Origin of the sequence: Streptomyces sp. NPDC048481 (assembly GCF_043200075.1) — a bacterium.
GTDB lineage: Bacteria > Actinomycetota > Actinomycetes > Streptomycetales > Streptomycetaceae > Streptomyces.
Map to the genome: position 1 here is coordinate 1 of NZ_JBICXC010000005.1, position 22067 is coordinate 22067.

Genomic DNA, 22067 nt, shown 5'->3' on the forward strand with positions numbered 1-22067 from the left:
TTCTCGGGCTTTCCTCCGGGCGCTTCCCTTCGGTCTTGCGTTTCCGACTCTATCAGATCTTTTCTCGATCCGATTTCCTCGGTGCTTTCCAGGTTTCCGCTTTTGTTTCGCGGTTTCCTTTCCGGCGGTTCCGACTTTATCAGAAGTCTCAGGCCGTTTTGACCGGCCATTCGTTTTCCGACTTGTCGGGAAGACCTCGATGGAATCTGCGATTCGAGAGGCCGATCTAGATACTAACCGCTGCCGACCGGACTCTGTCCAGTTCCAGGCAACTGTTCGAATCTACCTCCCCACGCGCTCCGTGTCAACGGCTTTTGTGGGGCGAAGAGGAGACTAGCAGTTCACCGAGGCCGGTCGCACATCAGGCGGCGGTGGGCACCGTGGCGCTGCGTTCGGCCTCCTCGACGTCGCCCGTGTCGCCGGCACGGGCGGCCCTGCCGCCGAGGGCGTACACGTAGGCGAGAAAGGCCAGTTCGGCGGTGACGCCGATGGTGATGCGGGCCCAGGTGGGCAGGCCGGACGGGGTGACGAACCCTTCGATGGCTCCGGAGACGAAGAGGACCAGCGCGAGCCCGATCGCCATGCCCACGGCGGCGCGGCCCTCCTCCGCCAGGGCGTCTCGGCGGGTGCGGGGCCCCGGGTCGATCACCGTCCAGCCCAGGCGGAGCCCGGTGCCGGCCGCGACGAATACCGCCGTCAGCTCCAGCAGGCCGTGGGGCAGGACGAGGCCGAGGAACGTGTCGAGCCGGCCTGCGGAGGACATGAGGCCGGCTCCGACGCCGAGGTTCAGCATGTTCTGGAAGAGGATCCAGAGGACCGGCAGGCCCAGGAAGACGCCCAGGACGAGGCACATCGCGGCGGCCTGTGCGTTGTTCGTCCAGACCTGGGCGGCGAACGCCGCTGCCTGGTGGCTCGAGTAGTACGTCTCGTAGAGGCCGCCGGGGCGGGTGAGCTGCCGCAGTTCGTCGGGGGCCGCGATGGAGGACTGGATTTCGGGATGGGTTCCGATCCACCACCCGAGGAGGAAGGCGACGGCGGTGGAGAGCAGCGCGGTCGGCACCCACCAGTGACGTGACCGGTAGACGGCGGCCGGGAAACCCCGCGTGAGGAAGCGCGTCACGTCGCGCCAGGATGCGCGGCGGGTTCCCGTGACCGCGCTCCGCGCGCGGGCAACGAGCTGGGTGAGCCGGCCGGTGAGCTGGGGGTCGGGGGCGCTGGACTGGATGAGGGAGAGGTGGGTGGCGGCACGCTGGTACAGGGTGACGAGTTCGTCGGTCTCCGTGCCGGTGAGATGGCGCCGGCGGCGCAGGAGCGCGTCCAGGCGTTCCCACTCCGCTCGGTGGGCGGAGACGAAGACGTCGAGGTCCATCGGTGTGCCTTCTCCTCGGCTGTTCGTCAGCGGCCGGTGGTCATGTCAGCTTGTCCTACTGCGGCGCGATGTGCCTTCAGCTTGGCAGACTGGCCGTTCACGGGGCGGGCGGTACGGGGAAGGGACGGCGGGCGTGAGTGAGCTGGTGACAGGTGAGGCGGTGGCGCTGGAGTTGCGGCCAGCCAGGCTGCCCAGCCGGGCGTTGTCCACGCTGCTGGACCTGGCCGTGGTTCTGGTGGTCTACCTCGTCGTGAGCGTCGCTGTGTTGGCCGCGACGGCTTCTCTGGACGAGGCGGCGCAGATCGCGTTGTCGATCGCCGCGTTCCTGCTGGTGCTGGTGGGCGGGCCGATAGCGGTGGAGACGCTCAGCCATGGCCGTTCGCTCGGCAAGATGGCGTGCGGGCTGAGGGTGGTGCGGGACGACGGCGGGCCGATCCGGTTCCGGCACGCGCTGGTGCGGGGTGCGATCGGTGTCGTGGAGATTCTGCTGACGTTCGGGGTGGTGGCCTGTATCGCGTCCCTCGTGTCGGCGCGTGGGCGCCGGCTCGGCGACGTGTTCGCCGGGACGTTGGTGGTGCGTGAGCGGATTCCGGTGGCGCGGTCCGGTTTCCTGCCGCCGCCTCCGCCCTGGCTGGCGGGACGTTTCCAGGGGCTCGACCTGTCCGCCGTGCCGGACGGGCTGTGGCTGGCGGTGCGCCAGTACCTGGGGCGGATGAACCAGCTGGATCCGCAGGTCGGCTCGGTGATGGCGCAGCGGCTGGCGGGTGATCTCGCGGCGCGTACGGGGGCGCCGGTGCCGCAGGGCGTGCCGCCGGCCGCTTTTCTGGCCGCGGTGGTGCAGGAACGGCAGGTCCGGGAGGCGCGGCGGGCGTTCGCGGGAGGCTCCTACGGCCCGCAGGCTCCGGCTCCGGCTCCGGCTGGGCCCTCGGCGGCGTATGGGCCGTCCGCGGTCTCCGGCCCCCCGGTGTCCTCCGGGCCGTCGGCGGTCGCGGGTCCGTCGGGGCCGTCCGAGGCCGCTTCGGCGCGGGCGCACGGTGATCGGCCGGAGGGGGCCGGGAGCGGGTTCGTGCCGCCCGCTTAAGGTCTGCCCGGCCTGTCGGGAGACGTGTTCTCAGTGGGCCGTGTGGGGCGGAGGGCGGGTGTCCGTGTCGGGGCCGCCGGCTGTCCGGGGGGTCTTCTGTGCGGAGGCCGGGTCAGGTGAACGTGGAGGGGGGTGTCTCCAGGTCTTCCAGCTCGATTCCGGGGGCCGCGAGGACGACGTCCCCGGCGATGTGCACGGTGTGCTGTTCACCGGTGTCCAGGGCTGTGACCTGGTATTCGTCCACGGTGAGGGGGCCGTTGTCAGTGGCGTGTGCTTCGCTTTTCAGCAAGGCCCAGGACTGGTCGACGGTGCGTGGGGCGAGGACCGGGTCCGTGAAGGCGACGAGGCGTACGCGGGTTGCCGGGGAGGAGGGGGTGAGGCGCAGGAGACGGGTGGTCGCGACGAGGAAGGCGGGGGATGTGCCGGTGAAGGCGTGGGCGGGGACGTTGCCTTCCCTGGCGTCGGCGCCGGTGGGGTCGGTGCGGACCCAGGTGACGCCGTCCAGGGCCGCGCCGCGTACCTGCCAGCTGCTGGCGTGGAGTTCGAGGCGCAGGGGGCGGCCGAGGTCGTCGAGGGTGAGGTCGACGGAGCCGGTGTGCTCGCCGGTCGGGGTGGTGAGCTGGGAGACGTAGCGCCAGCCGGAGGGGCCGGGGGCGCAGTGGAAGTGCTCGTGCGCGAAGGGGGTGTGATCGTGCGGATCGTGGAGCGAATAGCGGCCGCGGGGCATCGGGGTCCTGGGGTGTGACGGGCCGGCTGGTGCGGGTCGTGCCGTCGTCTCGGCGGCGGGTCGGGTGGGCCGGCGGCCGGTTCGGGCCGGGCCGAAGGGGCAGGCCCCCGTCACGGGGGTGCGGGGGCCTGTCTCGGAGGGCCTGTGCGGACCGGTGAGGGTCCCGAGGGCCGGTGCTGAGGGGCGCGTCGGTGCGTGGACGCGCCCGTCAGCCGGGGGCCGGACTCAGTAGCGGTACTGGTCCGACTTGTAGGGGCCGTCGACGTCGACGCCGATGTAGGCGGCCTGCTCCGGGCGCAGGGTCGTCAGCTTGACGCCGAGGGCGTCGAGGTGGAGGCGGGCGACCTTCTCGTCGAGGTGCTTGGGCAGCGTGTAGACGCCGGTCGGGTACTCGTCGGGCTTGGTGAACAGCTCGATCTGGGCCAGGGTCTGGTCCGCGAAGGAGTTGGACATCACGAACGAGGGGTGGCCGGTGGCGTTGCCCAGGTTGAGCAGGCGGCCCTCCGACAGCACGATGATGACCTTGCCGTCGGGGAACGTCCACGTGTGGACCTGCGGCTTGACCTCGTCCTTGACGATGCCGGGGATCTTCGCGAGGCCGGCCATGTCGATCTCGTTGTCGAAGTGGCCGATGTTCCCGACGATGGCCTGGTGCTTCATCCTGGCCATGTCGGAGGCCATGATGATGTCCTTGTTGCCGGTGGTGGTGATGAAGATGTCGGCCTGGTCGACGACCTCGTCCAGCGTGGTGACCTGGTAGCCGTCCATCGCCGCCTGCAGTGCGCAGATGGGGTCGATCTCGGTGATGATGACGCGGGCGCCCTGGCCGCGCAGCGACTCGGCGCAGCCCTTGCCGACGTCGCCGTAGCCGCAGACGACGGCGGTCTTGCCGCCGATGAGGACGTCGGTGGCGCGGTTGATGCCGTCGATCAGGGAGTGGCGGCAGCCGTACTTGTTGTCGAACTTCGACTTGGTCACGGCGTCGTTGACGTTGATCGCCGGGAAGAGGAGGACGCCGTCGCGCTGCATCTCGTAAAGGCGGTGGACGCCTGTGGTGGTCTCCTCGGTCACGCCGCGGATCTCCGAGGCGAGCTGGGTCCACTTCTGGGAGCCGTCGGTGATGGTGCGGTTGAGGAGTTCGAGGATGACGCGGTGCTCGTCGTTCTCGGCGGTGTCGACGGAGGGGACCTTGCCGTCCTTCTCGTACTCGACGCCCTTGTGGACGAGCAGGGTGGCGTCACCGCCGTCGTCGAGGATCATGTTGGGGCCGCCGGTGGGGCTGTCCGGCCAGGTCAGCGCCTGCTCGGTGCACCACCAGTACTCCTCCAGCGTCTCGCCCTTCCAGGCGAAGACGGGGACGCCCTGCGGGTTGTCCACCGTGCCGTCGGGGCCCACGGCGATCGCGGCCGCGGCGTGGTCCTGGGTGGAGAAGATGTTGCAGGACGCCCAGCGGACGCGGGCGCCGAGGGCGACCAGCGTCTCGATGAGGACGGCGGTCTGCACGGTCATGTGGAGGGAGCCGGTGACGCGGGCGCCGGCCAGGGGCTGCGCCTCGGCGTACTCGCGGCGGATCGCCATGAGGCCCGGCATCTCGTGCTCGGCGAGGGTGATCTCCTTGCGGCCGAAGGCGGCCAGGGAGAGATCGGCGACCTTGAAGTCCTGTCGGTTGTCGACAGTCGTCATGGTGAGCTGCTCCTACGGGTCGGTGGAGAGGGTGGGTACGGCTGGTCTGCGCGCCGGCGGACACGGGAGTGCCCGAGGGGCACGCGGGCATGCCCGCGTGCGCGCGGCGCAGTCCGTCGGAGGCCCTCTCTCCCTCGGCCGGTCCGCTCGGACCGCCCGACCGCCATCAGCAGCGACGTCTGGCTCCGTTCCAAGCTACACCGCTCGCACGGGGCGCCCCAGTCCGCGTCGGTCGGATCGAGCCGTTCCGGATCGGGCGGGAACGGCGACAGGGCCGGCCGGTGGTGTGCGGCGGGCCCTGTCGGGTGGGGGGAGAAGGCCGGGTTCAGTGGTCGGCGGGGTGCTGGGCGGGGCCGCCGGGGGTGGCCTCGCGGTCGGGGCCCTTGGCGGCTTCGGCCTCGCTGTAGATGTCCGGTTCGAGGTAGATCACCCGGGCGATGGGGACGGCTTCGCGGATGCGGGCCTCGGCGGCGTTGATGGCGGTGGCGACCTGGGCCGCACTGTCGTCGTGCTGGACGGCGATCTTGGCGGCGACCAGGAGTTCCTCGGGGCCGAGGTGGAGGGTGCGCATGTGGATGAGGCCGGTGACGGTGTGGCCGTCGACGACGGCGGCCTCGATCTTCTCGACGTCGTCCAGGCCGGCGGACTCGCCGAGGAGGAGGGATTTGGTCTCGCCGGCGAGGACGAGGGCGATCAGGACGAGGAGGACGCCGATGCAGACGGTGCCGATGCCGTCCCAGACGCCGTCGCCGGTGAGGAGGGCGAGGCCGACTCCGCCGAGGGCGAGGACGAGGCCGATCAGCGCGCCGAAGTCCTCGAGGAGGACGACGGGCAGTTCGGGGGCCTTGGCGCGGCGGATGAACTGCGACCAGGAGAGCCTGCCGCGCAGTTCGTTGGATTCCTTGATCGCCGTGCGGAAGGAGAAGCCCTCGGCGATGATCGCGAAGACGAGTACGCCGACCGGCCAGTACCAGTGCTCGATCTCGTGCGGGTGCTTGATCTTCTCGTAGCCCTCGTAGATGGCGAACATGCCGCCGACGGAGAAGAGGACGATGGAGACGAGGAAGGCGTAGATGTAGCGCTCGCGGCCGTAGCCGAAGGGGTGCTGGGGGGTCGCCTCGCGCTGGGCCTTCTTGCCGCCGATGAGGAGGAGGGCCTGGTTGCCGGAGTCGGCGAGGGAGTGCACGCCTTCGGCGAGCATGGAGGACGAGCCGCTGAACGCGAACGCCACGAACTTCGATGCCGCGATCGCGAGGTTGGCGCCGAGTGCCGCCACGATCGCCTTACTGCCGCCTGACGCGCTCATGTTTTCGCGTTGTCCCTTCGCCTTGGTGCATGCGGTTCGCCGTTCAGGCCTTTGCCCGTCCTTTGCCGGTGGGTCATTCTTGCAGTCCGTGCCGGCGACAGCTGTTCAGGTATCCACAAGCGCGGTCAGACAATCACCGTGGCGCGGAAGAGGGTGCCGGCGCCGCAGGCCTCGACCTTGTCGGAGGCGGGTACGAACACGGACTGGCCGGGGGTGAGTTCGTGCTCGCCGGCCCGTACGGTCCCGGCTGTGCAGAGCAGGATCTGGGGGGTGTCGCGGGTGAGGTCGTGGGCGGCGGCGCCCTGCGGGAGGACGTGGCGGGAGAGGCGGAACTCGTCGATGGGGGTGTCGTAGACCTCTTCGCCGTCGGGTGCGGCCTCGGGGCGCAGGATGCCGGGGTCGCCGGGTTCGAAGCGGACGACGCGCAGCAGTTCGGGGACGTCTACGTGTTTGGGGGTGAGGCCGCAGCGCAGCACGTTGTCGGAGTTGGCCATGATCTCGACGCCGAGGCCGTTGAGGTAGGCGTGCGGGATGCCCGCGCCGAGGAACAGGGCTTCGCCGGGCTGGAGCCGGACGTGGTTGAGCAGCATGGCGGCGATGACGCCGGGGTCGCCGGGGTGGTGGTGGGCGATGTCGGCGTAGGGGGCGTGTTCGCCGCCCAGGCGGTCGCAGGCGGCGGCCGCTTCGGCGACGGTGTGGGCGCTCTCCTCGCGGTCGGCGGTGAGGATCGCCGTGAGGACCTCCCGCAGGGCGGCGTCCTCCGGGTGGGCGTGCAGGAGGTCGACGTACGGCTTGAGGGAGTCGACGCCCAGGGCGTCGAGGAGGTCGGCGGTCTGGGCGGGGGGCCGGAAGCCGCAGAGGCCGTCGAACTCGGTGAGGGCGCAGATGAGTTCGGGCTTGTGGTTGGCGTCCTTGTAGTTGCGGTGCGGGGCGTCGACGGGGACGCCGCGGTGCTCTTCGTCCGCGAAGCCCTGTTCGGCCTGGGTGAGGTCGGGGTGGACCTGGAGGGAGAGGGGGGCGCCGGCGGCGAGGATCTTGAAGAGGAAGGGCAGGCGGGGGCCGAATCTGGCGACGGTGCGGGCGCCGAGTTCGCGTGCGGGGTCGGCGGCGATGACCTCGGCGAGGGTGCCCCGGCCGGTGCGCGAGGGTGCGCCGGGGTGGGCGCCCATCCACATCTCGGCCTGCGGTTCGCCGGTCGGCCGGGTGCCGAGCAGGTGCGGGATCGCGGTGGTGGATCCCCAGGCGTAGGGGCGGATGGTGTTGTCGAGGCGGTCCATGCGGTTCTCTCTGCCTGCCCTGGGTGTCGCTGTCTGCCCGGGGGGCCGGTCGTCGGGGGCCTGCCCCGGGATCCGGCGGGCGGACGGTGGGTGGGGTGGTCGGGGGTGGGTCAGGATCCTGAGGCGAGGGCCAGGTAGACGGCGGCGAAGTCCGTGGTGGCGATCAGTTCGGCGAGGGTGACGAGTTCGTCGCCCGGGTCGGGTTCGAGTTCGCTGATCGGCGTGTCGTGGCCGAGGGCCAGTTCGCGGGCGGCGGGGGCGGCGGTGAGGCCGCCGATGGGCCGGTCGCGCAGCAGGACCACGCGCGCGTGGAGGGCGGGGGGTTCCTCGACGCGGTCGCGGAAGAAGTCGTCCGGGTCGGCGCCGGCGGCGAGGGGGCCGGCGAGGAGGGCGCTGTGTTCGGCGAGGGCCTCGGGGAGTTCGGCGACGAGGGCGGGGCGGCCGGCGAGTTCGGCGAGGGCGGCGGCGAACCGGCGGCCGGCGGGGCCGGCGGAGGTGCCCTCGGTCCAGATCACGGGGAGGGCGTCGGCGAGTTCGCCGGCCAGGGTCTTGGCGGGGTTGCTGTAGGTCGCGACGGCGGGGCCGCAGCGTTCGGCGACCTGGTCGAGGCGGTCGGCGACGGCCTCCAGCGCCTCGGGCGGCGCGGAGAGCAGGGAGATGCGGTCCAGGAGGGCGAGCAGGGGGGTCAGGAGGGCCCACAGGACGCCGGGGGCGGAAGCGGCGACGGGGGGCTGTTCGTCCTGTTCGTACGGCGCGGTCGCCATGGGGACGAAGAGGCTGTGGCCCGTGGTGGCCGTCTCGGCGACGGGGGTGTGCGCGGGGGCGACGGCGACGACGGTGCAGCCGCGGCGGTAGGCCTGCTCGGCGAGGAGGGCGAGGCCGGGTTCGCCGCCGTCGGGGGTGGTGATCAGGAGGAGGTCCACGGACCCGGCCCAGCCGGGGAGTTCCCAGCGCAGGGCGCCCGCGTCGGGGGCGACGCCGGTGGGCGACAGGTGGACGACGGGGCAGGCGGCGCCGGCGAGGGTGCCGAGGAGGTCGGCGACGCTGACGGCGGCGGCGCCGGGGCCCGCGATGAGGACGGCGCGGGGGCGGCCGTCCGGTTCGAGGGCGCGGACGCCGGCCTCGGTCGCGTACCGGGCGGCGGTGCGGACGCGGGCACCGGCTTCGGCCGCGCCGCGCAGGAGCGCCCGGTGGTCGGCCGCGGCGAGGGCCTCCGGCGTGTCGAGCAGCGAGTCGTCGAGCATGGCGGCAGTCTCCGATCGCCCGGGGGCGTCGTCGGTGTGCGGGGCCGGGGGGTGGGGCGCGTGCGGGGAGGCTGCCGGGTCCGGCGGGGCCTGTGGGACGCCGTTCCGGCTGTTCCTCGCGGTGCGTGATCGCCCGGGTGGGGTGGTGGTGGTGCGGTGGGGCTGGGCGTCGGACGGGTGGCGCCGGTGGGGCGGGCGCCCGACCGATGCCGGTGGGCGGGGCGTGGCCGCGGGCGGAGCGCGCGGCGCGGGGTCACTCGGGGTGGCGGGCCTCGTCGACGAGGAGGACGGGGATGCCGTCGCGGACCGGGTACGCCAGGCCGCAGTCCTGGCCCGTGCAGATCAGCTCGGTGTCCTGCTCCTTGAGGGGGGCGTGGCAGGCGGGGCAGGCGAGGATCTCCAGGAGGCCGGCTTCGAGCGGCATGGGGGTGTCCCTTCGGGGTGGGCCGGTGTGCGTCCGGGCTGTGGTGCGGGTGGTGCGGGGGTGTGCGGTAGTGCCTGGTCAGGGTACCGCCGGTGAAGGTGGGGCGTGGGGGTGCGGCGGTATGCGGTGCGAGGGGGCGGGGAGAGGGCCGGCGGGCGTCGTCCCGGGTGGTCGTCGCGGCCCCCGGTGCGCTCAGACTCTGATGATCGCGAGGGCCTCGTCCCGGATCCGGGTCATCGTCGGCTCGTCCCTGGCCTCGGCGTTGAGGCGCAGGAGGGGTTCGGTGTTGGAGGGGCGGACGTTGAACCACCAGTCGGCGGACGAGACGGTCAGGCCGTCGAGTTCGTCGAGTGTGACGTCGTCGCGGTCGCCGTAGGCCGCCCTGATCGCGGCGATGCGGCCGGCCTGGTCGGCGACCGTGGAGTTGATCTCGCCGGATCCGCTGTAGCGGTCGTACTCGGCGACGAGGCCGGACAGGGGGCCGTCCTGTCCGCCGAGGGCCGCCAGGACGTGGAGGGCGGCGAGCATGCCGGTGTCGGCGTTCCAGAAGTCCTTGAAGTAGTAGTGCGCGGAGTGTTCGCCGCCGAAGATCGCGCCGGATCGCGCCATCTCGGCCTTGATGAAGGAGTGGCCCACGCGGGTGCGCACGGGGGTGCCGCCGTGCTCGCCGACGACCTCGGGGACGGTGCGGGAGGTGATCAGGTTGTGGATGACCGTGCCGCGGCCGCCGTTGCGGGCGAGTTCCCGGACGGCGACCAGGGCGGTGATCGCGGAGGGGGACACGGGTTCGCCTCGTTCGTCGACGACGAAGCAGCGGTCGGCGTCACCGTCGAAGGCGAGGCCCAGGTCGGCGCCCTCTTCGCGGACCCGCTTCTGGAGGTCGACGAGGTTGGCCGGGTCCAGCGGGTTGGCCTCGTGGTTGGGGAAGGTGCCGTCGAGTTCGAAGTACAGGGGGACGACGGACAGGGGAAGGCCTTCGAGGACCGTCGGGACGGTGTGGCCGCCCATGCCGTTGCCCGCGTCGACCACGACCTTCAGGGGGCGGATGGAGGTCAGGTCGACGAGGGCGCGCAGGTGCGCCGCGTAGTCCTTCAACGTGTCGGCCTCGGAGACGGTTCCCGGCTCGGGCGCGGCTTCGGGTCCGCCCGTCCGCGACCACTTCTCGACCAGTTCGCGGATCTGGGCCAGGCCGGTGTCCTGGCCGACCGGCGCCGCGCCGGCGCGGCACAGTTTGATGCCGTTGTAGCGGGCCGGGTTGTGGGAGGCGGTGAACATCGCTCCGGGCAGGTTCAGCGCGCCCGACGCGTAGTACAGCTGGTCCGTGGAGCACAGGCCGATCAGGGTGACGTGCACGCCGAGGGCTGCCGCGCCGCGTGCGAAGGCGCCGCTGAGGCCCGGCGAGGAGGGGCGCATGTCGTGCCCGACGACGATCGCCTCGGCGTCGGTCACCTGGGCGAAGGCCGCCCCGAAGAGCTCGGCCAGCGACTCGTCCCACTGGTCCGGGACCACTCCGCGCACGTCGTACGCCTTCACGATCTGTGACAGATCAGCAGCCACGGCCAGCCTTCCTGAAGTCCTGTGGGTCACCACAAACTACCCGGACGGGTTCGCCGCCGGTCGTCGGGCCGCCGGGGGACGCGCGCGCACGCGGTCCCCGCCGGTGACCTGGGGTGGCGTGGGGTGCGGAGCCCGGTGGTCGGGCACGCGCGCGTGCGCCGCACGGCCCGGCCCGTCGGGCACGCGCGTGTTCGGGTGGACGACGGAACCCGCGGTGTCGTCAAGTCCCGTCGGGCGGCCGTGCGTTGTGCGCGCCGGGGCGGCGCGGAGGGCGGCCGGTGCGAGGTCCGGGGGTCGGGGCGGGCAGGGGTGAACCGGGTTGTGTCGGGGGACGGTTCACGGTGCTGGAGCGGAACTCGCCCACCACTGAATCCAATTGGGGTGAACCGGACAGCAAGCGGTTTCATGCCCGCCAGGTGGAAAGAAGTGCCGGAGCGGGGCCGGAGGGCCGGGACGACAGCGATCGGGCCGCCCCACGGGGACGCACCGGGCAGGGATGCAGGCGACCGCGCAGTGGGTCAGTTGTCCGGCGAGCGCAGGACCCGCAGGTGGCCGCGCCGGGCGACCTCCATCGGGTCCGCCCCACGGCCGGCGCCGCCCGCTCCCGCCGCACGCTCCTGCGGACGGGCCGCCTCGCGGACGGCGTTGGCAAGCGCTTCCAGGTCGTCACCACTGGGGCGGGCCGGAGCCGATCCGTCGAGCAGCCGGACGACCTCCCAGCCACGCGGGGCGGTGAGGCGTTCGGAGTGCTCGGCGCACAGGTCGTAGCAGTGGGGTTCGGCGTAGGTGGCGAGCGGGCCGAGGACCGCGGTCGAGTCGGCGTAGACGTACGTCAGCGTCGCGACGGCGGGTCGGCCGCAGGCGGTGCGCGAACAGCGACGTACAGGGCTCACGACGTTGGACGGTACCGCACTCTTGAGCGGGCCGCGACGACTCTCCACCAGGTCACTCCACCGTGTCGTGTTGTGAAACGCCCCACGGGCCACACCAGTCATACCCCGCTGACCTGCGCGAACACCAGCCCCTAAGACGAAGTGACCGACACCGTCCGGTCATCACTCGGCACAAACGGCACCAATTGCCATGAGTTCGCCGCTCTCGCAGAGATACGGAATCGAGCCCAACCTTGGCTGGAACGGTCGTCGTGCGACATGGACGGACGGTGGTCCGGTGCTCGCGGGCCGGGCCGGCCGGGAAGGTGTGTGCGGGCCGGTGCCGGGGGGCGTCGGGGACTACGCTTCAGTAGTGATGGACAACCCCGTACCGCCCCCCGCCGCAGGCCCAGGTCCCCGTCGTCGTGATCGCCACGGACGGGGCATGCGGGGGCCGATCGCTCCGCCGCAGGTGCCGTTGGCGGCCAGCCGCGCCGACGTGTTCGCGGATCTCGTGCAGGACTCGGTGGAGCGCCTGGAGCGGCGGTGGCCGCAGCTCGCCGACATCGATTTCATGGTGCTGGAGGTGCCTCGGCCGGCCGCGGCCCCGGAGCCGTGGAACGACGAGGCGGTCCCGCTGGGCGGGACGATCGCCGCTGGCGAGGGCCGGCGGGCCCGGGTCGTCGTCTACCGGCGGCCGGTCGAGATCCGCACCAAGGGGCGTGACGAGCGCGCGGCGCTGGTGCACGAGGTGGTCGTGGAGCAGGTCGCCGAGCTGCTCGGACTGACCCCCGAGACGGTGGATCCGCGCTACGGCGAGGACTGAGCACCGCCCGCGCACGCCCCTCGCCCGGCACCCGGACAGCCCGTCCGGGCGCCTCGACGGCCCTTTCGGGTTCCTTCGGTCGCGGGTTACTTCTGCAGCACCGCGACGTCTTCGTCGGCCTGCGGCACGGACACCGTCCCCCGGTCGTCCGGCAGGGTCTGGACGGTGAAGCCGGGGACCCCTTCCTGGGTGGACGTCAGGGTGCGGGAGGCGTAGACGGGGGTGGCCGTGAGGGTTTCCACGGTCAGGGCGTAGCTGCCCTTCAGGCCCGCGGGCACCGGGAGTTCGACGTCCTGGGTGGTGCCGGCGCGGACCGTGTACGTCTTGGAGACGGCCGTTCCGCCGCCGCTGCCGGCGGACGCGGTGACCTTGACCTGGGCGGCGCCCTTGGGTGCGGTCAGGGAGAGGGTGGTGCCCTTGGCGCTGTTGCCGGCGGCGGAGGCGCGCGAGCCGACCGGTGCGGTGGCGGGGATGAACGCCGACTCCTGGGCGGAGCCCTTGCCGCGCAGGACACGGGCGGCGGCGACGATGGGGACGGACCGGTCGGTGGGGGTCAGGACCAGGGAGCCGGCCTCCCCGCGCGTGACGTCGCCGAGGTCGACCGAGATCGTCCTGCCCGCCTTGACGTGCAGCGTCTCGTGCCCCGCGGGGGTGATCAGACCTGAGGGGGAGGCGAGTTGGACCTTGAGGTCGGCGTCCGCGTCACCCGGGGCGTAGGCGACGAGACGGACGCCGGTGGCGTCCTTGGGGATGCCCGGCACGACCTGGACGGACGCCGGGTCGGTGGCGGCGGTCAGCCAGTCGCCGCCGAGTTTCTCGTCCAGGGCCTGCACGGCGGCTCCGAGCCGGCCGCTGCGGACGTTGACGTGGACGGTGAGGTCCTCCTGCTTCTCGCTGGTGAGCGTGGACAGCAGGATCGGCTCGCTGGAGTGGGCGGGAACGGTCAGGTCCTCCCCCACCGTGGTCGCGAGGGCCCCGTCCTTGCCGTACAGCTCGATGTCGACGACGGCGGCGGAGTCGTCCGGGTTGGTGAGGTGGACGTAGTCGGTGCGGTCGGCGGCGGTGCTGGCGCCCGGGAACCAGAACTCCGTGTCGGGCGCGGAGCAGGCGAGGCCCTGGAGACCGCGGCCGCTGCCGGCGGGGACCTCCGTGGTCTCCTGGACGGTCCAGCCGGGCGCGAAGCGGCCCTCGGCGGTGCCCAGGAGCGCGGCCGCGCCGCCGCCGTCGGCGGCGCCGACGGAGGGTGCGCCGGGCGCCTTGGGGGTGAGCACGGGCTTCGCGGCCGCCTTCTTCTTGCCGCTCGCCTTCCCGTCGGTCTTGCCGTCCGTCTTCCCGTCCGTCTTCCCGTCCGTCTTGCCGTCGGTCTTGGCGCCGGGCTTGCCGCTCGGCTTCCCGCCCGCCGGGTCCGCCGCTCCCTCGGCGGCGGCCGCGAGCGCGGCCTTGCCGTCGTCGCCCGCGCCCTTGGTGACGGGCGTGAAGGACGTGTACGCCGTCTCCGCGAGGTCGGACGTGCTGGGCGCGGGGCAGAGCAGGCTCGTGCGCTCCACGGGCAGTTCGGCGGCCGCCCGGGCGGTGTCCGCGCCGGTGGCGTCCGGTTCGCTGAGCGCGGCGAACCCGGTGACGGCGGCCAGTGCGGCCGTGCCGGCGATCAGGGACAGGGTGGTGCGGTTCACTGCCGGCTCCCGTCGGGACGCTCGTCGTCGGCGCCACGGGGGTGCCGGTCCGGGTCGTAGGCGGGGTCGTAGCCGCCCTGGCCGTAGCCGGACGGGTCGTAGCCCTGCTGCTGGTAGGTCTGGTCGTAGGACGCCTGCTGCGCCTGGCCGTCGTAGGCGTACGGGTCGTACTGGCCGGGTGGGTAGGGGTCGTAGGCCTGCTGGTCGTAGCCGCCCTGCTGGTACTGCTGGGCGCCCTCGTACTGGGCACCCTCGTACTGGCCGCTCCGGTACTGCTCGCCCGGGTAGCCGCCGTATTCGGCGCCCGTGTACGTGGACTGGTCCGCCCACTCGCCGTAGGGCTGCTGCTGCGGGACGGGTGCGGGGGGCTGCTCCTGCCCGGGGGCAGGGAACTCGTCGGGGCTGCCGGGCTCCCGGGGTTCGGCGTCGGCGTCGGCGTCGGGCCCGGATTCCGCCTCGGCTTCGGCCTGGGCGCGCAGGCGGCGGGCGCGGCGGCCCTCGCCGTCGACGGCCTGGGCGGGGACGGGCTCCTCCTCGGGGAGGTCGTCGTCGACGTCACGGCGGCGGCCGGGCAGAGCCAGGACGACGAGGACGAGGGCGAGCAGGCCCTGCGCCCACAGCCACGCGGTGTGGGTGAACGGGTCGTCGTAGGTGACGTCCAGTCTGCCGCCGGAGGCGGGGAGTTCGAAGCCCTGGGCCCATCCGTCGACGGTGGTCGGGGTGAGGGCCTTGCCGTCGAGGGTGGCCGTCCAGCCGTCGGCGGCGGCGTCGGCCAGGCGCAGCACGCGGTTGCCGGAACCGTCGGGGACGGTGGTGTGGATGTCGACGGGGCCCGCCGCGACCGGGGTGGCCGCGCCCTTGCCGGAGTCGGCGACGACGGCCGCGCGGGAGACCTCCTGGTCGACCCGCCACAGGGCGCTGCCGTCCTGCTGGCTGAGCCGCTTCAGGCCGGGGGTGGCGTCCAGGACGCGGGTGGCCTCGCGGGGCGCGCCCTTGTGGACGAGGACGTAGCCCACGGCGAACTTGCCGAGCTGGTCGGCCTGGTCGGCGCCGGAGCCGGCGACGAGGTTGGCGACGACCTTGTCGAGCTGCTCGTTCTCGCCGTCGGCGGCGGCGAGTTCGGCGTCGCCGAGCCGGGCGCCCGAGCCGCGGACCAGCATGTAGCCGACGTGGGCGGCGTCGCTGTCGAGGACGAGGGTGCGGGCCTGGTCGCGGTCGCCCGCCTCCTCGGCGACGAACGCGGGCACCTGGACGGGGTCGCGGCGCTCCAGCGGGCCGTCGGCGCCGCCGATCATCCATCCGGCGGCGACGAGCAGGGGGCCGGCGGCGGAGGCGAAGGCGATGAGCGCGGCGACCGGCTGGCGCCAGCCGAAGCTCTGCTCGGCGACACGCGTGCGTGCCCCGTCGGCGCCGATGACGGCGGCGGCGAGGAGGGCGATGCCGTAGACGAGGGTGGCGGGGCCGGCCCAGGTGGAGCTGTTGGACAGCACGGCGAAGACGAGGCCCACCAGGGCGACGGCCCAGGCCGCCCAGACGCCGAAGTGGCGTTCGGTGCGCAGCAGGGCGGCCAGCGCGGCGAGCACGACGCCGACGAGCATCAGGCCGTCGACGGTGCCGGGGCCGCCGGGGCTGGCGCCGAGCAGGTCGAGGGCGGTGGCGGCCGAGGGGCCGTAGTCGAGGCCGGCCTGGGTGAAGAACCCGAAGGGCAGCAGGGACAGCGACCAGGGCGCGAGGATCAGCAGCGGGGTGCCCAGCTGGGCGAGGAAGCGCGGGCCGTAGGCGGTGAGGTCGCGGCGGCGCACGGCCAGGACCGCGAGGCCGAGGACGAGCGCGATGGGCCAGACGATCGGGGTGAACGCGGTGGTGATCGTCAGCAGCAGGGTGTACGCCCAGGTGGCGCGCCAGCTGCCGCGGGCTCCGGAGGGGTGCGCCAGGCCGCCGGCGGCGATGCCCGCGCGGGCGATGAGCGGCAGCAGCACGGCGAGGACGGCGGTGCCGACGCGGCCGCCGGCGAGGGCGCCCGTCGCGGCGGGCAGGAAGGCGTAGACGACGGCGGCCCACGCGCGCAGGAGGCGGGACTCGACGAGCGGGCGGGAGGCGAAGTACGCGGTGAAGCCGGCCAGCGGCACCGAGCAGACGAGGAGCAGGGTCAGGGCGACGCCGGTCGAGCCGAGCAGCAGGGTGGCCAGGGCCGCGATGATCGCGAGGTAGGGCGGGGCGGCTGGGGTGCCGCCCACGCCGACCGGGTGCCAGGCGTCGATGTAGCGCGACCACAGGTCGGAGGCGTCGGCCGGGGCGGGCAGCAGGGCGCCGCCCGCGAGCGCGCCGCCGCCGAGCAGGCCGCGGCAGGCGACGAGGGAGACGAGCAGCAGGACCAGGAAGAGAACCGGGCCGGGCTTGCGGGCGATGCGCTTGAGGCGCGCGAACTGCTCGATCTCCAGGAATTCGGCGTCGTCGCCGCCGGGGCCGGACTCGACGGCGCCGCCGTGCCGGCCCGCGCCGGAGACGGCGTCGGGGTCGGAGGAGCCGAAGTAGTCGCCGACGGCCTGTTCGACGGTGGCCCGTACGGTCGCGCCGGGCGGCGGGAACAGGGCGCGCAGTTCGTCCTTGTCGATCGTCGGCTTGCCGCGCCTGCGCCGCCCGGCGATGATCCGCTCGGGGCGCAGCAGGGTGCTGAGCAGGCCGCGGATCTCGTCGAGGGCCTGTCCGGGGACCTTGCCGACGAGGTTGGCGAGGGTGCGCAGCAGGGTGCCGAGGACGAGGCGGACCAGGATCCAGGGCAGCAGCGCCGTGCGGCTGTTGACGAGGAGGGTGTAGACGGCGCCGGCTTTGTCGACCTTGTGCGGGGAGGCGGCGGTGCGGCCGGCGCAGTCGACGGCGCGGCGTTCGCGGGAGGCGGCCTCCGCGTGGCGGACGACGGCTTCGGGGGCGATGAGGACGCGGTGGCCGGCGGCCTGTGCGCGCCAGCACAGGTCGACGTCGTCGCGCATCAGGGGCAGTCGGCGGTCGAATCCGCCGAGCTGTTCGAAGACGTCGCGGCGGATCAGCATGCCGGCGGTGGAGACGGACAGCACGGAGCGGACGTGGTCGTGCTGGCCCTGGTCCTGTTCGCGGCGGTCCAGGCCGGTCCAGCGGCGGCCCGAGTGGGCGATGGTGACGCCGACCTCGAGGAGCTGGCGGCGGTCGTACCAGCCGCGGAGCTTGGGGCCGACGACGGCGACGTCGTCACGGCCGAGTTCGAGTTCGTTGTCGACGACGCGCAGCAGTTCGGCGAGTGCGTCCGGCTCGGGGGCGCTGTCGTCGTGCAGCAGCCACAGCCACTGGACGGGTTCGCCGTGCGGGAGTTCGGGGAGGTCGTAGGCGTCGTCGCGCCAGGTGCGCGTGACGGGGTCCCAGCCGCTGGGGCGCTTGAGGTAGGGCAGTTCCTCGGGGGTGAGGACGGGGGCCGTGCGGTTGGCCTCCTCGACGGCCTGGCCGAAGCCGGTGCGGCGGGCGAGGTGCAGCACCCGGTCGTCGCCGAGGGCTTCGGCGACCAGCCGCGCGGAGTCGTCCGAGCTGCCGGTGTCGGCGGCCATCACGGACTGGACGGGGCGCTCCTGGCCGAGCAGCCCGGCGAGCGCGTCGGGCAGCCAGCGGGCACCGTCGTGGGAGACGATCACCGCGGTCACGACATGACGCGGGAACTCAGGTGTGGCAGCGCCGTCTTGGTGGGCTGCCGTGTGGCTGTGCACGGACATCGAGGTACGGGCCCCGGTTCGCTGGACTGCGGTGGACGCCTGCGCCGTGTGGGGGCGGAGGAGCGTCTCGGACGAGCGCCCACACTATCGGCTGGGCAGCACGACGGCCCGCCGCCTGTGGACAAGCCACCTGCGACGGGCCGTTCGGACCCTCGCACCCGAAGGTGCGTCGACGTTCCCCGGTATCGGGGCGCGGCGCCGCCGTGACGCGGGTCGCCGCGTCCGTGCGGTGGGGGCGGTTCTCAGACCGCCGCCTTCTTCAGCCTGCGGCGTTCCCGCTCCGACAGGCCGCCCCAGATGCCGAATCTCTCGTCGTTGGAGAGGGCGTACTCCAGGCATTCGGAGCGGACCTCGCAGGCGAGGCAGACCTTCTTGGCCTCGCGGGTGGAGCCGCCCTTCTCGGGGAAGAAGGACTCGGGATCGGTCTGGGCGCACAGTGCGCGCTCCTGCCAGCCGAGTTCCTCGTCCGCGTCGTCGACGTCGACCAGCAGTTGCTGCACCAGCTCGGTCATGTGCGCCCCTCGCTCTGTCTTTCGCGTCCCCGTGACGTGGCCGTTACCGATTCCGGCTGAACGACACGAGTGAAATTACAAGTGTGCTGCTCCGGGCGAGTCAAGCCGAGATCTGCTATTGGGCCCCTTATTCACTCTGCGGAACCAAGGCCATGCGGTAAGTGTTCAAATCGCCATAAACCTTGACAAGCAGATGTGGCCCCGGAGGGCTACCTCCCCGCACAGCGCCTGTACGGGGAAAGACGCCCGGAGGTTCGATCCCGTTGCGACACGCGCGCGGAAGCGAACCGGATCACAGTCGGATCACGGGATCGCAGCGAGGCTCGCGCGCCCGGCATGTGCGCCATGTGTCCCGGTCACCCCATGCACAAACCTTTCACCTCGCAGATGAACCGAATGAGGTGAACCCTGTCCCACATACCGGGTGGCGAGTTGACAGTGCGGGTGTGAACCGGTGTCCTTGTGGGCATGCTCGCGAACTTGGCACTCACCTCGACCGGCTCCGCCGGGTCCCACGGTGCTGCCCTCGTCCGCTGTAGCTGTTGTCGTCGTCCCAGCTGTTGAGCCCATCGCGCTCCGGCTGCACCCGTTGAGTCCACCGCGACTCGGCTGCTGTCTCCCTCCGGCCCACACCAGGGCACTCCTGTCCCGCCCGTGATCCGGGCGGACGGTCCGCGACACCCAGCAAGCCCCCCACCACTGCCGCCTCTTCCGCCGAGGGACCCCCGCATCCATGAACAGCGACAGCGACCTCCAGATCGCCGGCGACATCCTCGAAGTCCCCCACCTCCTGAAGGCCCCGCGCGAGCACCCGGCCACCGTGGCCGAGTTCGTGGGCCTGGCCCGCTCCGTCGCCGCCGACCGCGCCCAGTGGGAACACCTGGTCCGCTACGACGCGACGGCCCGCTGGTACCACCTGCTGCGCACCGGCCCCGGCTACGAGGTGTGGCTGCTGTCCTGGGTGCCCGGCCAGGGCAGCGGCCCGCACGACCACGGCGGCTCCTCCGGCGTGTTCACGGTGCTGGAGGGCCGGCTGACCGAGCGCACCGCGGCCGGCGAGCGGGTGCTCGGGCCCGCGGCGGCGGGGGCGTCCCTCCGGGAGCGGGGCCGGGAGTCGGAGCGGGTGTTCGCGCCGGGGTACGTGCACGAGGTCGTCAACGACACGCTGGAGCCGGCGGTGAGCCTGCACGTCTACTTCCCGGGGCTGACCGAGATGCCGATGCACCCGCGCTCGGACGTGCGCGCGGGCGGCGCGACCACGATGGCGTGCGCGGCCCCCGGCCCGCACGGCGCCGCGGCCGCCGTCCACGCCTAGGGCCTGCCGTCGTTCGGATCACCGCGCAGGCGCGGCCTTGGCCGCCGCGCCTTCGGGTGGACGCAGTGTCCACAGGCGCGCGGTTGTCCACAACCGCCCGTCGTGCTGTCGGCGCCGCCTGCGAGACTTGCCCTCATGCGCATTGTGGTTCTGGCAGGCGGCATCGGCGGTGCCCGGTTCCTGCGCGGTCTGAAGCAGGCCGTGCCGGACGCCGACATCACGGTCATCGGCAACACCGGCGACGACATCCATCTCTTCGGGCTGAAGGTCTGCCCGGACCTCGACACGGTGATGTACACGCTCGGCGGCGGCATCAACGAGGAGCAGGGCTGGGGGCGGGCGGACGAGACCTTCCACCTGAAGGAGGAGCTCGCCGCGTACGGCGCGGGGCCCGGCTGGTTCGGTCTCGGCGACCGGGACTTCGCCACGCACATCGTGCGGACGCAGATGATCGGCGCCGGTTATCCGCTGAGCGCGGTGACCGAGGCGCTGTGCGACCGGTGGAAGCCGGGCGTGCGGCTGATCCCCATGACGGACGACCGGGTCGAGACGCATGTGGCCGTCGACGTCGACGGCGAGCGCAGGGCCGTGCACTTCCAGGAGTACTGGGTGCGGCTGCGGGCGTCGGTGCCGGCGGAGGCGGTCGTGCCCGTCGGCGCGGAGCAGGCCAAGCCCGCGCCGGGCGTGCTGGAGGCGATCGCGGAGGCGGACGTCGTGCTCTTCCCGCCGTCCAATCCGGTGGTCTCCGTCGGCACGATCCTCGCGGTGCCCGGCATCCGTGAGGCGATCGCCGAGGCCGGGGTGCCCGTGGTGGGGCTGTCCCCCATCGTCGGGAACGCGCCGGTGCGCGGCATGGCCGACAAGGTGCTCGCGGCGGTCGGCGTGGAGTCGACGGCCGCGGCGGTGGCCGAGCACTACGGCTCGGGTCTGCTCGACGGCTGGCTGGTCGACACCGTGGACGCGGCCCTCGTGGAGCGGGTGGAGGCCGCCGGGATCCGCTGCCGCGCCGTCCCGCTGATGATGAGCGACCTCGACGCGACCGAGCGGATGGCCCGCGAGGCGCTGCGGCTCGCGGAGGAGGTGCGGGGCGCGTGAGCGGGTCCGTGGAGACCGGTTACCGGGTCTGGGCCGTGCCCGGGCTGCCCGAGGTGCGGTCCGGGGACGACCTCGCCAAGCTGATCGCCGCCGCGGAGCCGGGGCTCGCCGACGGGGACGTCCTGCTGGTCACGTCGAAGATCGTGTCCAAGGCGGAGGGGCGGATCGTCCGGGCGGACGACCGGGAGGCCGCGATCGACGCGGAGTCGGTCCGGGTGGTGGCCCGCCGCGGGACGCTGCGGATCGTCGAGAACCGGCAGGGGCTGGTGATGGCCGCGGCCGGCGTCGACGCCTCCAACACCCCCGCGGGGACGGTGCTGTTGCTGCCCGAGGACCCGGACGCCTCGGCGCGGGCGCTGCGCGAGGGGCTGCGGGACGCGCTCGGCGTCGACGTCGGGGTCGTCGTCACGGACACCTTCGGACGGCCCTGGCGGGCCGGACTCACGGACGTGGCGATCGGCGCCGCCGGGGTGCGGGTGCTCGACGACCTGCGGGGGCAGACGGACGCGCACGGCAACGCGCTGAGCGCGACGGTCGTCGCCACGGCGGACGAGCTGGCCGCCGCCGGCGACCTGGTGAAGGGCAAGTCCGCGGGACTTCCGGTGGCCGTGGTGCGGGGCCTCGGGCACGTGGTCGCGTCCGACGCCGAGGAGGGGGCCCGGGCGCTGGTCCGCGGGGCCCGCGACGACATGTTCCGGCTCGGGACCTCGGAGGCGGTGCGGCTGGCCGTCACCCAGCGGCGGACCGTGCGGTCCTTCACCGACCAGCCGGTCGACCCCGGCGCCGTGCGCCGGGCGGTGGCCGCGGCCGTCACCGCGCCCGCGCCGCACCACACCACGCCGTGGCGGTTCGTCCTGCTGGAGTCGCCGGACGCCCGGCTTCGGCTGCTGGACGCCATGCAGGACGCGTGGATCGCGGACCTGCGGCGGGACGGGAAGTCCGAGGAGTCCATCGCCAAGCGGGTCCGGCGCGGGGACGTGCTGCGCAACGCGCCCTACCTCGTGGTGCCGTGCCTGGTGGCGGACGGGTCGCACACCTACGGCGACGCGCGGCGCGACGCGGCCGAGCGGGAGATGTTCGTGGTCGCGGCCGGGGCCGGCGTGCAGAACTTCCTGGTGGCGCTGGCCGGCGAGCGGCTGGGCTCCGCGTGGGTGTCGTCGACGATGTTCTGCCGGGACGTCGTCCGGGACGTGCTCGCGCTGCCGGACGGATGGGATCCGATGGGAGCGGTGGCGGTCGGACACCCGGCGGAGGAACCGCGCACCCGTCCCGAGCGGGAGCCGGGCGACTTCGTCGTGGTGCGGTGAGGCCCACGGCGGCCGGGAGCGCCCGCCGGACGGTCCGGGGGCGGGAGCGGTCGGCGGAGGTC

General features: G+C 73.1%; 17 protein-coding genes. 5 read left to right on the top strand and 12 right to left on the bottom strand.

The window, feature by feature from the left end:
- Window positions 1-361: 361 nt before the first annotated feature.
- Window positions 362-1369 carry a stage II sporulation protein M gene (locus ACGFSH_RS16985; protein ID WP_393349194.1) on the bottom strand — a complete coding sequence of 336 codons (1008 nt, stop codon included), beginning with the start codon at window positions 1367-1369 and terminating at the stop codon, window positions 362-364.
- Between the two features lie 133 nt (window positions 1370-1502).
- Here ACGFSH_RS16985 and ACGFSH_RS16990 point away from each other — a divergent pair, with 133 nt between their 5' ends.
- On the top strand, window positions 1503-2450 hold the full coding sequence (locus ACGFSH_RS16990; RefSeq protein ID WP_393349196.1) for an RDD family protein: 948 nt from the start codon (window positions 1503-1505) through the stop codon (window positions 2448-2450).
- 112 nt (window positions 2451-2562) lie between these two features.
- Here ACGFSH_RS16990 and ACGFSH_RS16995 read toward each other — a convergent pair whose 3' ends face one another.
- The 8 genes from ACGFSH_RS16995 to ACGFSH_RS17030 all read right to left on the bottom strand — a co-directional run bounded on the left by ACGFSH_RS16995 (window position 2563) and on the right by ACGFSH_RS17030 (window position 11609).
- Complete coding sequence (locus ACGFSH_RS16995; RefSeq protein WP_393349198.1) at window positions 2563-3177, bottom strand: hypothetical protein; 615 nt, start codon at window positions 3175-3177, stop codon at window positions 2563-2565.
- A 225-nt stretch (window positions 3178-3402) separates the two neighbouring features.
- Window positions 3403-4860: an adenosylhomocysteinase gene (gene ahcY, locus ACGFSH_RS17000; protein WP_393349199.1), complete on the bottom strand. Its 1458-nt coding sequence runs from the start codon at window positions 4858-4860 to the stop codon at window positions 3403-3405.
- A gap of 325 nt (window positions 4861-5185) precedes the next feature.
- Window positions 5186-6166, bottom strand: a complete 981-nt coding sequence (locus ACGFSH_RS17005) for a cation diffusion facilitator family transporter (protein ID WP_393349201.1) — start codon at window positions 6164-6166, stop codon at window positions 5186-5188.
- 125 nt (window positions 6167-6291) lie between these two features.
- The gene (gene manA, locus ACGFSH_RS17010; protein WP_393349203.1) at window positions 6292-7443 is read right to left on the bottom strand and encodes a mannose-6-phosphate isomerase, class I; all 1152 of its coding nucleotides are present in this window, start codon (window positions 7441-7443) and stop codon (window positions 6292-6294) included.
- 110 nt (window positions 7444-7553) lie between these two features.
- The gene (locus tag ACGFSH_RS17015) at window positions 7554-8687 is read right to left on the bottom strand and encodes an SIS domain-containing protein (protein WP_393349205.1); all 1134 of its coding nucleotides are present in this window, start codon (window positions 8685-8687) and stop codon (window positions 7554-7556) included.
- A 253-nt stretch (window positions 8688-8940) separates the two neighbouring features.
- A complete protein-coding gene (locus ACGFSH_RS17020; RefSeq protein WP_329410578.1) occupies window positions 8941-9111 on the bottom strand; it encodes a Trm112 family protein in 171 nt (56 codons plus the stop codon).
- 192 nt (window positions 9112-9303) lie between these two features.
- Complete coding sequence (locus tag ACGFSH_RS17025) at window positions 9304-10668, bottom strand: phosphomannomutase/phosphoglucomutase (protein ID WP_393349207.1); 1365 nt, start codon at window positions 10666-10668, stop codon at window positions 9304-9306.
- A gap of 518 nt (window positions 10669-11186) precedes the next feature.
- Window positions 11187-11609: a DUF3499 domain-containing protein gene (locus tag ACGFSH_RS17030; protein ID WP_256911035.1), complete on the bottom strand. Its 423-nt coding sequence runs from the start codon at window positions 11607-11609 to the stop codon at window positions 11187-11189.
- A 307-nt stretch (window positions 11610-11916) separates the two neighbouring features.
- On the opposite strand from ACGFSH_RS17030, the gene ACGFSH_RS17035 reads away from it, so the two are divergent.
- Entirely contained in the window at window positions 11917-12366 is a 450-nt protein-coding gene (locus tag ACGFSH_RS17035) for a metallopeptidase family protein (protein WP_393350021.1), read from the top strand.
- A gap of 86 nt (window positions 12367-12452) precedes the next feature.
- On the opposite strand, the gene ACGFSH_RS17040 is transcribed toward ACGFSH_RS17035, so the two are convergent.
- From ACGFSH_RS17040 to ACGFSH_RS17050, 3 genes are all read right to left on the bottom strand, one after another.
- A complete protein-coding gene (locus ACGFSH_RS17040) occupies window positions 12453-14039 on the bottom strand; it encodes a DUF5719 family protein (protein WP_393349209.1) in 1587 nt (528 codons plus the stop codon).
- Window positions 14036-17776 (bottom strand): glycosyltransferase, encoded by a 3741-nt coding sequence (locus ACGFSH_RS17045; RefSeq protein ID WP_393349211.1) that lies wholly within the window; start codon window positions 17774-17776, stop codon window positions 14036-14038. Before ACGFSH_RS17045 ends, ACGFSH_RS17040 begins: the two co-directional genes overlap by 4 nt.
- A 242-nt stretch (window positions 17777-18018) precedes the next feature.
- A complete protein-coding gene (locus tag ACGFSH_RS17050; RefSeq protein ID WP_069768511.1) occupies window positions 18019-18288 on the bottom strand; it encodes a WhiB family transcriptional regulator in 270 nt (89 codons plus the stop codon).
- Window positions 18289-19021: 733 nt separating this feature from the next.
- Between ACGFSH_RS17050 and ACGFSH_RS17055 the strand changes: the two genes are divergently transcribed.
- From ACGFSH_RS17055 to ACGFSH_RS17065, 3 genes are all read left to right on the top strand, one after another.
- Window positions 19022-19603 carry a cysteine dioxygenase gene (locus tag ACGFSH_RS17055; RefSeq protein WP_393349213.1) on the top strand — a complete coding sequence of 194 codons (582 nt, stop codon included), beginning with the start codon at window positions 19022-19024 and terminating at the stop codon, window positions 19601-19603.
- Between the two features lie 135 nt (window positions 19604-19738).
- Window positions 19739-20698 (top strand): 2-phospho-L-lactate transferase, encoded by a 960-nt coding sequence (gene cofD / locus ACGFSH_RS17060; protein ID WP_393349215.1) that lies wholly within the window; start codon window positions 19739-19741, stop codon window positions 20696-20698.
- A complete protein-coding gene (locus ACGFSH_RS17065) occupies window positions 20695-22005 on the top strand; it encodes a coenzyme F420-0:L-glutamate ligase (RefSeq protein ID WP_393349217.1) in 1311 nt (436 codons plus the stop codon). Before cofD ends, ACGFSH_RS17065 begins: the two co-directional genes overlap by 4 nt.
- Window positions 22006-22067: the final 62 nt, after the last annotated feature.